Raw genomic sequence first — 14,501 nt, forward strand, 5'->3', positions numbered from 1 at the left:
CTCTTACTGCTTCAGTTTGGGATCGAGCGCGTCACGCAGACCGTCACCCATCAGGTTAAATGCCAGCACCGTCAGCAGGATCGCCAGACCCGGGAAGGTCACGACCCACCAGGCACTCTGCGCAAACTGCAACACGTCGGAGAGCATGGTTCCCCATTCCGGTGTTGGTGGTTGCGCACCCATACCCAGGAAGCCAAGCGCGGCCATATCGAGAATAGCGTTAGAGAAACCAAGCGACGCCTGAACGATCAGCGGCGCAAGACAGTTAGGAAGAATATTAACGAACATCTGACGCATCGCACCTGCACCCGCTACACGGGAAGCGGTAACGTAATCACGGTTAACTTCCACCAGGACTGCGGCACGCGTCAGACGGACATAGTGCGGCAATGCCACGAACGTCAGCGCCAGCGCGGCGTTACCAATAGAAGGACCAAATACGGCAACCAGCACCAGAGCCAGCAACAGGCTCGGCAGCGCCAGCATAATATCGACCACACGCATGATGACGTTATCGACGATACCGCCAAAGTAACCGGCAACCAGACCGAGCACCACGCCCATCAACAGGGACAGTACCACCACCAGGCAACCGACCAGCAGCGATAAACGCGCGCCATACATCAGACGCGACAGCACATCGCGGCCTACATCGTCAGTACCGAACAGATGCGCCATTGTGCCGCCTTCCTGCCACGCAGGTGGGGCCAACAGCGTATCGCGGAACTGATCAGCGGGATTGTACGGTGCGAGGACGTTGGCAAAGACCGCAATCAGGATCATCACCACCACATACACCAGCCCGACAACCGCGCCTTTGTTGCGTTTAAAATAGTGCCAGAACTCCTGCAACGGGGTCATCGGCACCGGTGCAGCAATAACTTTATTTTCAGTAACCTGTGACATGATGGCCCCTTACTTCTTATGCCGAATACGCGGGTTCACCACGCCGTACAGTAGGTCTACCAGCAGGTTGACGAGAATAATCATCGTCGCCACCAGTAATACCCCGCCCTGCACTACCGGATAATCACGGCGTTGCAGCGCATCAATCAGCCAGCGCCCCAGACCCGGCCACGAGAAGATGGTTTCGGTCAGGATCGCCCCCGCCAGCAGCGTACCGACCTGAAGACCAATAACGGTCACAACAGGCAGCATGGCGTTGCGCAGAGCATGAATGATGATGACGCGCATACGGGTCAACCCTTTGGCGCGCGCAGTACGAATGTAGTCTTCGCCCAGCACTTCCAACATCGATGAACGGGTCATACGCACAATCACCGCCAGGGGAATGGTGCCAAGCACCATCGCCGGCAGGATCATATGCACCAGCGCATCAATGAAATTGCCCTCTTCACCCCAGATGGCGGTGTCGATCAGCATAAATCCGGTCAGTGGATTGGAATCATCAAGGAACACCATGTCGCTCACGCGCCCGGAAACCGGCGTCAGATTCCACTGCACAGAAACCAACATGATCAGCATCATGCCCCACCAGAAGATAGGCATTGAGTAACCGGTCAGCGCCAGGCCAACGGCGGTGTGATCAAAAATAGAACCGCGCTTAACGGCGGCCAGTACACCGACTGGAATACCGACTGCAGTGGCGAAAATCATGGCGCAGACACCGAGTTCCAGCGTCGCTTTAAAGCGAGGCACGAACTCTTCCCACACCGGTAAGCGGCTTTTCAGCGAGATACCGAGATCACCATGCATAACCCCCCAAATATAATGGAGGTACTGCTGCCACATCGGCTTATCCAGACCAAGTTCAGCCAGCAATTGAGCGTGACGCTCAGGGGAGATCCCACGTTCACCCGCCATGATCATGACCGGATCGCCGGGGATCATATGGACGAAGGCAAAGGTGAGAAGAGTGATACCGATAAACGTGGGGATGACGAGTCCCAAACGTCGGAGAATGAACTGCAACATAACCCGGATTCTCTCTAATGACGCGCAGCCTGGTGACAGTGCGTCTGTATTGCTCACAAATCTTATCCCACGCAAACTGCATCGCGGGTAAAGCATTACGCCGGATGGCGCTGCGCTTATCCGGCCTACACAATACCGGGGCGCAGCGCTTCCTTAATTGCTTTTAATTATTCGACAGAAACGTTTTCGAAGTGGTGTTTGCCTAATGGATCAACCACATAGCCTTTGACTTCTTTACGCACTGGCTCGTACACGGTGGAGTGAGCAATGATCAGCGCAGGTGCCTGATCATGCATCACAACCTGAGCCTGTTTGTAGAGCTCAATACGCTTGTTGTGGTCATCGGTTGCACGTGCCGGCTGAATCAGATCTTCAAACGGCTTGTAGCACCAGCGGGAGTAGTTAGAGCCATCTTTCGCCGCAGCACAGCTAAACAGCGTGGCGAAGAAGTTATCCGGATCCCCGTTATCACCGGTCCAGCCCATCATTACAGCCTGATGTTCACCAGACTTGGCACGCTTGAGGTACTCACCCCATTCGTAGGTAACAATCTTGGCCTGAACACCAATTTTCGCCCAGTCAGCCTGGATCATTTCAGCCATACGGCGCGCGTTCGGGTTATACGGACGCTGTACCGGCATTGCCCACAGCTCAACGGTAAAGCCTTTATCCTGACCGGCTTCTTTCAGCAGTGCTTTCGCTTTCTCAGGATCGTAGTTGTAATCTTTAACGTCGTCGTTATAGCCCCACATGGTCGGTGGGATCAGGTTCTTCGCGGCAACCCCAGCTCCCTGATAAACAGCCTTGATGATCGCTTCTTTGTTCACCGCATAGGTCAACGCCTGACGAACTTTCACGTCATCAAACGGTTTCTTCTCGGTGTTGAAAGAGAGATAGCCAACGTTCAGACCGGCCTGCTCCATCAGATTGATATTTTTGTCCTGCTTCATGCGCGCGATGTCTGCCGGATTCGGATACGGCATCACCTGGCATTCATTCTTCTGCAACTTGGCATAACGCACGGAAGCGTCAGGCGTAATGGAGAAGACCAGACGGTCAATCTGCGGCTTGGTGCCCCAGAAGCCGTCGAACGCTTTATACAGAATACGAGAATCTTTCTGGTACTGTTGCAGCTGGAACGGGCCAGTACCGATTGGGTTCAGGTCAACTTTCTCCGGCGAACCAGCTTTCAGCATGTTGTCCGCATATTCTTTAGAAAGAATAGAGGCGAAGTCCATGGCCAGGTCAGCCAGGAACGGTGCTTCCGGACGGGTCAGTACGAACTGGACGGTTTTATCGTCGACCTTTTTCACTTCGCTGATCAGGTCTGGCAGACCCATCCCTTCGAAGTATTCGTAGCTGCCGCCAGAAACTTTATGGTACGGGTTCTGCGCATTTTTCTGACGATCGAAAGAGAACACCACGTCATCAGCGTTGAAATCACGCGTCGGCTTGAATTCTTTATTGTCCTGCCACTTCACGCCAGGGCGAAGGTGGAAGGTATAGGTTTTACCGTCTTCGCTGATTTCCCACTTCTCAGCAAGGCCGGGGATCACTTCGGTTGTACCGGTTTTGAATTCAACCAGCCGGTTATAGATCGGTACGGAGCTGGCATCATAGGTAGTGCCAGAGGTGAAAAGCTGTGGGTTAAAGCCTTCAGGAGATCCTTCTGAACAATAAACCAGGGTTTTAGCCTGTACGCTTGCGGCAACGGTCATAGCCACCAGGCTCAGACCAAGCTTCAGCATCCCTGACTTCTTCAAGGAAATACTCATTCTTCTGCTCCAAATGTGATGTTTGTTGTTTTACCCTTTGCAGTGGGTTTACACCGCCTGGCCTTTTTTGTTTTTTACCCGGCCGGGTCGGCGTTAAGAGGATGGGGATTCCGTTCACATAAGCGACTGAGTTGCAGTGCGGATTCTCCATGAAATGCCCCTCATACCCTACAATCTGTCAACAGAATGTGAAAACGTCAATACAGGTAACCGTGATTTACACCAACGGTGAGAATTGGCAAACAAAGATTAAAAAAAGTGCAGGCGGGTATTTTCAGCAGGGAAATTTGTGCTACGCGCACTATGCCAGAATAAATATCTTCATATTCAGAAACATTTGGTGATTAACATTTATGCAAATTATGAAAATTTTCTCAACACATGCTGCATATCTGAGCGATTAATACCATGAACGTTAAAACGCACAGCGGAAAATGCTGGGTTCAGCCATAAGTAACGCAAAAAAAGATTCAAGCAAATATAAAAAAAGGCAATGGAATATGTCACAGAATCGTTAACAGTCAGTGGGAAGTGATGCACAATTTTTGCAGATAAAATGAAGATCAAACGTGGGGTCGGAAAAACACAAAAAGCATCCTGCCAGCGCTTCGCCTGTAGGCCGGATAAGGCGCTTGTGCCGCCCTCCGGCGATGCCGACACCCACGCGCTTTAATTGCCTGATGACGCTGCGCTTATCAGGCCTACAAATCTTCGTCGGCTATAAAGCAAAAAACCCGCTCAAAGAGCGGGCTTTTCTAATTTGGTTGGTGATAGAGGATTACTCGCCACTTCGTGGCTCGCCCTGCGGGCCGTTGCTGACGCAACGTTCTCTCGCTCCGCTCGAGTCGAACCTCTTGCCCCCGGAGGTTCTCATCCTCATTAGCTATGATGCAAAAAACCCTGCTCGTTGAGCAGGGTTTTAAATTTGGTCGGTGATAGAGGATTACTCGCCACTTCGTGGCTCGCCCTGCGGGCCGTTGCTGACGCAACGTTCTCTCGCTCCGCTCGAGTCGAACCTCTTACCCCCGGAGGTTCTCATCCTCATTAGCTATGATGCAAAAAACCCTGCTCGTTGAGCAGGGTTTTAAATTTGGTCGGTGATAGAGGATTCGAACCTCCGACCCCTTCGTCCCGAACGAAGTGCGCTACCAGGCTGCGCCAATCACCGAATGCGGGGCGCATCTTACTGCTCAGGTGCGCGCCCGTCAATCCCTTAGTATCAAAATGCCATTCGATCGGCGAGAAAGTCAGCAGCCCATTACCGGGCTACAACCTTCTTGTCGTCCGGAATATGACACCAGTTGTTATTCTCATTTATACCGCCGTTTGGCGAGGTATATCCAAGGCAACCGAGAATGGTGTCGTACAGTTCAACATGGCGACGCGGAACCTTCATATCAGCCTCCTGCTTAAGGTGGGCGAAGGCTTTTGCATGATCGGGATCTTCCAGATACTTATCAGACATCCACACCAACATTGGAACGCGGAACTGCTCTGGCGGTGCCATTTTACGTGGCGTACCGTGCAGGTGTTCACGCTCGTTGATCGACTCACCGTGATCGGCAGCATAGAACACGATCGCTTTCTTATCGCGCATCTGGTCAAACACTTTGGTGATAAAGTGGTCAACATAGGTCACCGAGTTATCAAATGAGTTAATCATCTGCGCTTTCGAACAACCGCTATCAACATTGACACATTCCGGCTTCCACTGGGCATACTCACGGGTATAGCGCTGCGTGTAGTTAAAGTGCGAACCTTTGGTATGCAGGATAATCAGGTGCTTACCAGTATCGTCCGGTTTGATTGATTGCTGCATCTCAGAAATCAGCAGCATATCGTCAACCGTTTTGCCACGGTTACGCTGCTCAGCGCCAATCTGCTCACGATATGCAATGTTTTCCGCCATGGTGTTGCTGTAGAACCACATCTCACTTTGCATCGCGTAGAGATCGGCATTAAAACCTAGCTGGCTGAGTACGGAAAAGACGTTTTGTTCTTTCAGTGTACGCTGCGGGTTTTCCTCTGCTCCGCCTTCACGAACAAACATACAGCGTAGCGAAAGTTTGGTTGCCGTATCACACGAATATCCGCGGAAAGCGGCCAGGTTTTTTTCCTGAGCCAGCCTTGGCGTGGTATTTCTCTCGTAGCCAAAAATACCCATATGATCCCAACGGGTCGTTTCACCGATAATAAACACGACGTAGGTATCATCAATATTTCTGGGGGCGACGTAGGTAAATTTCTTCGCCGGATTCATCAGCGACTTGTTATCTGAAGACTCATCAACCTGCGCCCAGGCATACAGACCCAGCGCGGACAACCAGTTTGAAGGCAAATATGAATTTGCCACTACGCCACCGTAGCTGGGCAAATCAATACCCGTTTCCCGTTCAACCGATTTCTGCTGTATTCCAAGTAACCGAATCGGCGCCCACACCATCAAGCCAGCCAACAGAACAACAGCCACGCTACGCCATCTCATACCTGGCGTACGTATTTGTTTTAACAGAGTATAGCGGCAGCGGTTACTCCAGATAAGCAGCAGTGGCAAGATGCTGACCGAGACAAGCCACACAATAAAATGCCAGCCCACAACTTCCTTTGATAAATCAATATCGGTTGTCATGACCGAGGCAATAATGCCGTAGCCAATGACCACATTCAGGAAGGTCATGTAATAGCTGGCACCAGCGGAACACAGCACCACAAAGGTAGCCAGTACACGCCAGGCCCGCCGACCAAACAGAGACAGAAGACGAAGTAAAAAGAAGGTCACCAGCACGGTGCCGGCTAATTCAACAACCGCAGAGATTCCTTTCAGCGCGGTAAATTCCTGCACATAGCTGCCGAAGCGGCGATAAAAAACTGCGCAGTTCATAAACAGACCGATATAGAGCGCAAGCAAGAAGCTAAGCTTTTGCTGCGTCATCGATTTAATGTATCTCATGCAAAAAAACCCTGGGGATCGGGATAAAAACACCCTGTGAAGTGGTCAATCGAACCAAACAGGGAAAAATGCGACAACAGCAGAGATGAAATGTCTACGGGCGCGGCTAAGTAGACCACAGGAGGGGAGAAAAGTGCTTATGGAGAATGCAAACGGCGCATATATTTTTGTAAATATATGCGCCGTGTATAAATCAGACAAAGAGTAAAATCAGGCGTGTGCCTCAGTAAATACACTACGCTGCGGCTGGCGAATGGTCGTGGACAGCGCAAGCGAGATGATTAACAGCGCAAAGATAACGCAGAAGGTCACATAGAAACCGCCGAACAGCGAGGCGATAATTGACCCGCAGATGCTGCCAATCCCGAAGCCCAGGTAGATAACCCCATAGTTTTTCGCCAGGTTATTCAGGCCGAAGAACTCACTCACCAGTGACGGGAAGACCGTAATGGTGCCACCGAAGTTGAAGGCGACACAGGCAATGGCTGCGAAGAATGTCACTTCATTCAGCGGAGCAAAAAGCAGCGCCGCCATACCCACCAGCGAAACAACCTGACCAATGGTGATAACGCGAATACGGGACATTTTGTCGGACAGAATACCCAGAACCAGACGACCTGACAGGTTCGCGATAGAAATAACGGTTACCGCATTCGCCGCTGTCGCCACATCCATTTTTGCCAGGCTTTGGGCGATATCTTTCGCTACACCAATCACGTAAAGCCCGCTCATACACGCTGTCAGGAACATCACTGCCAGCATCCAGTACTGTGGTTTACGCATGGATTGTGCCAGCGTGTAGTCGTTCTCTACCACGCCATTTACGGCTTTAACTTCCTGGTTTGGCGCATCTTTCATCAGCGTGGAGCCAAAGACAATCATCACCAGTACAATCGCGCCCCAAATCATAAAGGTCTTTTCCAGACCCACAGTGCTCAGCAGTTGGCTGTCGATAAATTTAAAACCGAGGCTACCCAGGCCGTAAGAACCGATCGCAAAGGCGGAAATCAGCCCTTTACGCTCAGGGAACCATTTCACGCAGTTGGACAGGGTTAACAGGTATCCAGCACCGTCAGCCAGGCCAACCAGTACACCGGCACTTAGCCACAGCATAATCAGGCTGTCAGAATGCGCGGTTAAGAAGAAGCCCACACCCAGTAAGATACCGGATGCCATGGTGACACGTTTCACGCCGAAACGTTCCTGAAGCTTCCCGGCGATGGAAGAAGAGATCGCCAGACCCAGACTCAGCAAACCAAAGGAAAATGCAACCTGACTAACCGGTGCATCGAGTTTTGAAGAGAGTGCGCCATTGAACAGGCTCCAGGTATAAACAGAACCTAATGCAAATTGGGTAATGATGGTGCCGATCAGTGTCAGCCACCGGGTACGCTGATAATCAGAAGTTTTCATGGCAGTCTTCCTGCATAAACAAAATGGGAAATTCTCTGCCAACAACCATACCGAAACGCTTTTATGACCTGGGGAAAACGGCATGAAATGCCATCAGGACGGAATGAAATGCCTGGATTGCGGAATGAATGACGAGACAAAAAGTCGGGTTACTGAATTTTATTGCAGGAGTTAGTGCACGCTATCGCTGGAATGCGTGTGATTATTGATCCCAATATGTAACACAGATGTTTTAGCCAGGCTTTTTTTCGTTAAAATTTGGCACTCACTCCCATGGTGTACAGATAATCGCTGTTATTCGTACTGTTTTCTGCCTGAGAAAGTGCCGCATAGGCCGCCATATGCTGATTCAGCAGCATATCTGCACCGACTGTGACATCGACCCAGTTACCATCCTGACTCGCCGCCGCCATACGATTGAGACCCGATTGCGCCTTCCAGATATTCTCGCCAAATTGCTGGTTATAACTGATTTGCGCCCATGGCCGCACATCACCAAACTGCGAGTCGACCCGCCAGCCCAGGGTACTGACGCTGGCATGCCACATCGGATCGGTCAGCGTTAGCGAAGTCACAGTGTCGCCAAATTCGTTGTAGGTAGATGTGGTTGAACCATCATAATGCAGGGCTGCGACGGGCCCCGTCGTCACCTTACGGGAAAGGGGGAAATTCCAGCCCACACTCATACCGCTGATCACATCCAGAGCCGTTTGGTCCGCAAGATTCACCACCGGCCCCGCCACGTTCTGGGTGGAGCGAATGCGCTCTTCCAGGATGTCGTTATAACGTGGTTGGTGATCGCTGTCCCATGTATAACGTTCCGACGTATGACCGGACAGCGCATCAACGATATATTCTTGTTGCCAGCCATATGCCGTATTGGCAAACAGCGCACAGACGATGACGTTCGCCAGGATTAACCTCTGACGACCACTACTGTTTCTTATAATCATCAACACGACTCCAGAAAAGAGCCGAATTCGGCGATATTATTGTCATTGTTTAAAGGATATCGGGCACATGAGACCCTGTATTAAATATTGTCTTTTTAGCGGGCGCGTCAAGGCGGGCCGAATGAAATTTTTACGCCAGTAAAAACAGCGAGGAAGAGTATGCAGCGTTGCGGCTGGGTCAGTCAGGATCCACTATACATTGCCTATCATGACAAGGAATGGGGCGTCCCGGAAACCGACGGTAAAAAGCTGTTCGAAATGATCTGCCTTGAAGGCCAGCAGGCTGGGCTGTCGTGGATAACGGTGCTGAAGAAACGGGAAAACTATCGCCAGGCATTCCACCACTTCGATCCTGCAACCGTTGCGGCGATGACCGAAGAGGATGTAGAAAGGCTGGTACTGGATGCCGGTATTATCCGCCATCGAGGAAAGATCCAGGCCATTATCGGCAACGCCCGTGCCTGGCTGGCAATGGAGCAAAACGGCGAGCCGTTTAGCGAGTTCGTCTGGTCATTCGTCAATAACCAACCACAGTTAACCCGTGCCGCCAGTCTGAGCGATATCCCGACTTCAACACCCGCTTCTGACGCACTTTCTAAAGCGTTAAAAAAACGTGGATTTAAGTTTGTTGGCACCACCATCTGTTACTCCTTTATGCAGGCATGCGGCCTGGTCAACGACCATGTCATCGGCTGCATGTGCTACCCGGGAGAACAACATGATTCGTGAATCCAACGCTGACGATCTGGCACCCATTCTGGCACTGTGGATGGAAAGCACCATTTTTGCCCATCCTTTTATCGAAGAACGCTACTGGCGCGAGAGTGAGCCTATCGTACGTGATGTCTACCTGCCCGCTGCGCAAACCTGGGTGTGGGAAGAAAACGGTGCACTCAAAGGTTTTGCCAGCGTGATGGAAGAGCGCTTTTTAGGCGCGCTGTTTGTAGAGCCTGCCGCCATCAGAAGCGGCATCGGCAAAGCGCTGGTGCAACATGTGCAGCAGCGCTTTTCGTGGCTCAGCCTGGAGGTCTACCAGAAGAATCAATCAGCGGTAAACTTCTACCACGCACTGGGCTTTCGCATTGAAGACAGCGCATGGCAGGAAGAGACTCACCATCCAACCTGGATTATGGGCTGGCAGGTGGATCAAACGCGGTAAGAGTCAGCGTGGGCCCACTGTACTTCTCCAGCCACGCCAGCGCGGTATTGCCCGCACAGCCGTTCCCCAGCTTCGAGCTGGGGAGATCTTTTGTCAGCACGTTAACAGCACCATTTTTACAAATACCGTCGGCGGCCGGGTCCAAATCAGGCCAGGCCCCCTCGTGAATACAAATCACGCCAGGTTTGATCCCTGTCGTCACGACAGCACCTGCCAGGATATGCCCGCGGTGGTTCCACACCCTGACCGTATCGCCATCTACAATCCCCCGCGCTTGTGCATCCTGCGGGTGAATCGTCACCGGCTCCCGATCCGCCACCGCATACTGTTCGCGTAACGCACTGTAGTTGAGCTGGCTGTGCAAACGGTGAGCCGGATGGGCGGAGAGCACCTGCAGTTGGTCAGGTTCGGCATTGCCGAACCACTCGTCAGGCTCCAGCCACATCGGGTGTCCTGCACAATCCGCATAGCCGTAACCTGCAATTTTTGCAGAATAGATTTCAATTTTTCCACTGTCCGTTTTCAGCGGATGCGCCTGTGGATCGCGGCGAAAATCAGCAAAACGGATGAACTGCGTATTTGCGGCGTTTTCCGGCATTTCAATCAATGCATTCTTTTGCCAGAACTCAGCAAAGGGCGGCAGTGTAACCTGCTGGCTGGCACCACGCTGAGCGGCAATGTCGTAAAAAGTTTCCAGCCACGCCAGTTCGCTTTTCCCCTCAGTGAATCGGGTATACCCGCCCTGTTCCCAGCGCTCGCTAAGCTCGGCAAAAACATCAAAATCGTTGCGCGCTTCAGCCTGTGGCGGCACGACCTGCTTCATCGGCACCAGATGCTGGTTGCTGTAGTCTCCGGTCATGGTCAAATCGTTACGTTCAAAAGAGGTCGTCGCGGGTAACACGATATCGGCATGCTTCGCCGCAGCGGTCCAGAAACACTCCGAGATAACCACCAGCTCCGGCTTTTGCCAGGCACGGATCAAACGATTGGTATCCTGGTGATGCGTAAAGTTTGCGCCCCCGGCCCACCAGAGCATGCGGATGTCCGGGAAATGGCGATCCATACCGTTGTGCTGATAGAAACCGCCGGGGTTTTCCAGCGCCTCAACGATACGCGCCACCGGGATTTTATCCACCGCGTCAGTGCCGCCTTTGAGGCTCCCTTGCATCGAAGCCAGTACCGCCGCACGACGCGTCGGGTTCCCACCGTTCGCAAAATGATACGACAGTCCAAAACCACCACCGGGCGTGCCAATTTGACCAAGCATGGCGGCCAGCGTGACGATCATCCAGTGTTTTTGCTCGCCATACTGCTGACGCTGCATACCCCAACCGGCCATCAGCATGGTGGTATTTTGGTGAAATATTGCCGCAAGCTCGCGTATTTTCGCTGCCGGAATACCACAAATTTCCGCAGCCCATTCTGCCGTTTTCGCTATCCCATCGGATTCACCCAGCAGGTAGTCGGCGAACGCATCATATCCGGTTGTACAACGGGCGAGAAAATCCTCGTCGTGCCAGTCGTTTTCCACCAGCGTGTGCGCAATCCCCAACATCAGCGCAACATCAGTCCCCATATGCGGGGCGATCCATTCCATCTTATCGCCAAAGAACGCCACGCTTTCCGATCGCATTGGATCGATGCAGATCAGTCGCTTACCGCTATCCCGCAGCGCTTCAAAGTAAGCAATACCCTGCTCGTCAGAAGCATTCCAGGCAATTTTCAGCGTATTCAGCGGGTTAGCACTCCACAGCACCACCACATCGCTATGCTCCAGCACCATTGGCCAGCTGGTCTGCTGCTGGTAAACTTCGTTGCCACCTACCACATACGGCATGATGGCCTGTGCAGCCCCCGTAGAATAATCCCCCAGGTGCCCGGTATAACCCCCCGCCAGCGCCATATAGCGCTGCAGCAGGGTCGCCGCTTTGTGTAATACACCGTTCGACCGCCAGCCGTACGAGCCGGCAAAAATCGCGGCAGGACCGTAACTGTCACGGATGCGTTTATGCTGCACATCGATAAGATTCAGTGCATCGTCCCAGCTAACACGAACAAACTCATCCTGCCCGCGCACGCCTTGCGGATTATCCGGCGAGGCAAGGAATCCTTTACGCACCATGGGAAAACGTACCCGTGTTTTACTGTGTACCTGATCGCGTACCACGGTTTGCAACGAGTTGGGTTGTGAGGTGGGTAATGCCCCCCGGGATGAAAAAACAGTCTCGCCATCGGTTTCGACAAGAATGGGCCCCCAGTGTGCAGCAGTTAACACCGGGTAATGTGCAGGTGAATTAGCCAAGATGGCGCTCCTGAATGCGATGTGACGGCTTATTGTTATGCCGTTCAATGTTACTTACAAATTTCAGAGTCTTCCCTGGAATTTTCTTCATGTTCACACGTCATAATCAACCGCCACGGTCGCTGTGGTAAAGAAGAAAAAAGTCATTAAGGAATTAAGATGAAGAAACGTGTATTTGTTATTGCTGCCATCGTGAGCGGCGCCCTGGCGGTATCTGGCTGCACAACAAACCCTTACACCGGCGAGCGAGAAGCAGGGAAATCCGGCATCGGCGCGGGTATCGGTTCTCTGGTTGGTGCGGGTATTGGCGCACTCTCGTCTTCGAAGAAAGATCGCGGCAAAGGTGCGCTGATTGGTGCAGCGGCAGGTGCGGCTGTAGGTGGCGGTATCGGTTATTACATGGATGTGCAGGAAGCAAAACTGCGCGAGAAAATGCAGGGGACAGGGGTAAGCGTAACGCGTAGTGGTGATAACATCATTCTGAACATGCCAAACAATGTCACCTTCGACAGCAGCAGCGCCAACCTGAAACCGGCAGGCGCAAACACGCTGACCGGCGTGGCAATGGTACTGAAAGAGTACAATAAAACAGCCGTGAACGTGTTGGGCTTCACCGACAGCACTGGCAGCCAGGATTTGAACATGCGTCTGTCACAGCAGCGTGCCGACTCCGTCGCCAGTGCATTGATTACCCAGGGCGTAGCAGCGAACCGCATTCGCACTCAGGGTATGGGCCCGGCGAACCCCATCGCCAGCAACAGCACGGCTGAAGGTAAAGCGCAGAACCGTCGCGTAGAGATCACCCTAAGCCCGATTCAGTAACATTTTGTGCCGAATGGAGACAAACCGTCTCCATCCCGTAGGCCCGGTAAGCAACCACGCCGCCGGGCACATCGCCGGATGGCGGCTTCGCCTTACCCGGCCTACGTTATGAAGCACTTGCCATCGTTGATTTTCACGTTAAGGTGTTCACACTAAATCCAGGGAAATCAGCGATGAGCAAATCAACACGGGCAACCATCAGCGATGTAGCAAAGGCCGCAAAAACCGGCAAGACCAGCATTTCACGTTATCTCAACGGTGAAAAGCATCTGCTATCCGACGCGCTGTTAGCCCGCATTGAAAAAGCCATTGCCGAACTCGACTACCGTCCCAGCCTGATGGCCAGAGGCCTGAAGCATGGGCGTACCCGCCTGATTGGCCTGATTATCGCGGATATAACCAACCCCTACTCCGTCAACGTGTTAAGCGGTATTGAAGCCGCCTGCCGTGACAAAGGTTTTACCCCGCTGGTCTGTAACACGAACAACGAAGTGGATCAGGAGCTGCATTATCTCGACTTGCTGCGCAGCTACCAGGTCGAAGGGATCGTGGTGAATGCCGTCGGGATGCGTGAAGAAGGGTTGAACCGTCTGCAACAGTCTGCACTGCCAATGGTACTGATTGACCGTAAGATCCCGGATTTCGCCTGCGATATGGTCGGGCTGGATAATACCCAGGCCGCGACCGTCGCCACCGAACACCTGCTTGAACAAGGTTTTGAAGCCATTCTGTTCCTTAGCGAGCCGCTGGGGATGGTGAATACTCGCCGCGAGCGCCTGAGCGCCTTTCGCGCAACGCTCGCACAATACCCTGGTGTCATCGCACAAAATGCGGAAGTCCCGCTAACGGACAATACGCAACTTGATGACACACTGCGTCAGTTTCACCAACAGCATCGTGGGATGCGCAAAGCCGTTATCTCTGCCAATGGCGCCCTGACGTTGCAGGTTGCCCGTGCGTTAAAGCGTATTGGCCTCAACTGGGGCAGTGACATCGGTCTGCTCGGGTTTGACGAGCTGGAATGGGCCGAGCTGGCTGGCGTCGGTATCACCACGCTAAAACAACCCACCTGGCAGATTGGCTACACCGCCGTCGAGCAGGTAGTACGCCGAATCGATGGCGACTCAGACACAATCCAGGAACAGGTTTTTTCCGGCGAACTGATCGTTCGTGGCTCAACCGCTCGCTAAAT

The 14,501-nt window shown here is 52.6% G+C and carries 12 protein-coding genes, 1 tRNA gene and 2 other RNA genes; 4 read left to right on the plus strand and 11 right to left on the minus strand.

The features are described 5' to 3' along the window. Positions 1–3: 3 nt before the first annotated feature. From dppC to ACLJXE_RS03865, 10 genes are all read right to left on the minus strand, one after another. Positions 4–906: a dipeptide ABC transporter permease DppC gene (gene dppC, locus ACLJXE_RS03820; protein WP_137382040.1), complete on the minus strand. Its 903-nt coding sequence runs from the start codon at positions 904–906 to the stop codon at positions 4–6. Between the two features lie 9 nt (positions 907–915). After that, complete coding sequence (dppB, locus tag ACLJXE_RS03825; protein ID WP_286629940.1) at positions 916–1,935, minus strand: dipeptide ABC transporter permease DppB; 1,020 nt, start codon at positions 1,933–1,935, stop codon at positions 916–918. 167 nt (positions 1,936–2,102) lie between these two features. Then, positions 2,103–3,710: a dipeptide ABC transporter periplasmic-binding protein DppA gene (gene dppA, locus ACLJXE_RS03830; RefSeq protein ID WP_286629942.1), complete on the minus strand. Its 1,608-nt coding sequence runs from the start codon at positions 3,708–3,710 to the stop codon at positions 2,103–2,105. Next, positions 3,625–3,861, minus strand: coding sequence for a hypothetical protein (locus tag ACLJXE_RS03835; protein WP_286630086.1), 237 nt, complete (start codon positions 3,859–3,861; stop codon positions 3,625–3,627). Before ACLJXE_RS03835 ends, dppA begins: the two co-directional genes overlap by 86 nt. A gap of 610 nt (positions 3,862–4,471) precedes the next feature. After that, a non-coding RNA gene (locus tag ACLJXE_RS03840) (RtT sRNA) lies at positions 4,472–4,605 on the minus strand. Positions 4,606–4,636: 31 nt separating this feature from the next. Beyond that, positions 4,637–4,770, minus strand: a non-coding RNA gene (locus tag ACLJXE_RS03845) — RtT sRNA. 31 nt (positions 4,771–4,801) lie between these two features. Beyond that, a tRNA-Pro gene (locus tag ACLJXE_RS03850) sits at positions 4,802–4,878 on the minus strand. Positions 4,879–4,968: 90 nt separating this feature from the next. Next, positions 4,969–6,660 (minus strand): kdo(2)-lipid A phosphoethanolamine 7''-transferase, encoded by a 1,692-nt coding sequence (gene eptB, locus ACLJXE_RS03855; protein WP_410750126.1) that lies wholly within the window; start codon positions 6,658–6,660, stop codon positions 4,969–4,971. 210 nt (positions 6,661–6,870) lie between these two features. Then, positions 6,871–8,073, minus strand: coding sequence for an MFS transporter (locus ACLJXE_RS03860; protein ID WP_286629945.1), 1,203 nt, complete (start codon positions 8,071–8,073; stop codon positions 6,871–6,873). A 251-nt stretch (positions 8,074–8,324) separates the two neighbouring features. After that, positions 8,325–9,026, minus strand: a complete 702-nt coding sequence (locus ACLJXE_RS03865; RefSeq protein WP_410750127.1) for an autotransporter domain-containing protein — start codon at positions 9,024–9,026, stop codon at positions 8,325–8,327. Between the two features lie 159 nt (positions 9,027–9,185). Between ACLJXE_RS03865 and tag the strand changes: the two genes are divergently transcribed. Continuing rightward, positions 9,186–9,755 (plus strand): DNA-3-methyladenine glycosylase I, encoded by a 570-nt coding sequence (tag, locus tag ACLJXE_RS03870; protein WP_410750128.1) that lies wholly within the window; start codon positions 9,186–9,188, stop codon positions 9,753–9,755. After that, positions 9,745–10,185 carry an N-acetyltransferase gene (locus tag ACLJXE_RS03875; RefSeq protein ID WP_410750129.1) on the plus strand — a complete coding sequence of 147 codons (441 nt, stop codon included), beginning with the start codon at positions 9,745–9,747 and terminating at the stop codon, positions 10,183–10,185. Before tag ends, ACLJXE_RS03875 begins: the two co-directional genes overlap by 11 nt. Here ACLJXE_RS03875 and ACLJXE_RS03880 read toward each other — a convergent pair. Further along, a complete protein-coding gene (locus ACLJXE_RS03880) occupies positions 10,154–12,487 on the minus strand; it encodes a molybdopterin guanine dinucleotide-containing S/N-oxide reductase (RefSeq protein ID WP_410750130.1) in 2,334 nt (777 codons plus the stop codon). The two genes, ACLJXE_RS03875 and ACLJXE_RS03880, sit on opposite strands and share 32 nt — an antisense overlap. Positions 12,488–12,646: 159 nt before the next feature. On the opposite strand from ACLJXE_RS03880, the gene ACLJXE_RS03885 reads away from it, so the two are divergent. Next, complete coding sequence (locus ACLJXE_RS03885; RefSeq protein WP_003827397.1) at positions 12,647–13,309, plus strand: OmpA family lipoprotein; 663 nt, start codon at positions 12,647–12,649, stop codon at positions 13,307–13,309. Between the two features lie 173 nt (positions 13,310–13,482). Then, positions 13,483–14,499 carry a LacI family DNA-binding transcriptional regulator gene (locus ACLJXE_RS03890; protein WP_410750131.1) on the plus strand — a complete coding sequence of 339 codons (1,017 nt, stop codon included), beginning with the start codon at positions 13,483–13,485 and terminating at the stop codon, positions 14,497–14,499. Positions 14,500–14,501 lie beyond the last annotated feature (2 nt).

The organism is Citrobacter sp. U14242 (genome assembly GCF_046555775.1).
GTDB lineage: Bacteria > Pseudomonadota > Gammaproteobacteria > Enterobacterales > Enterobacteriaceae > Citrobacter.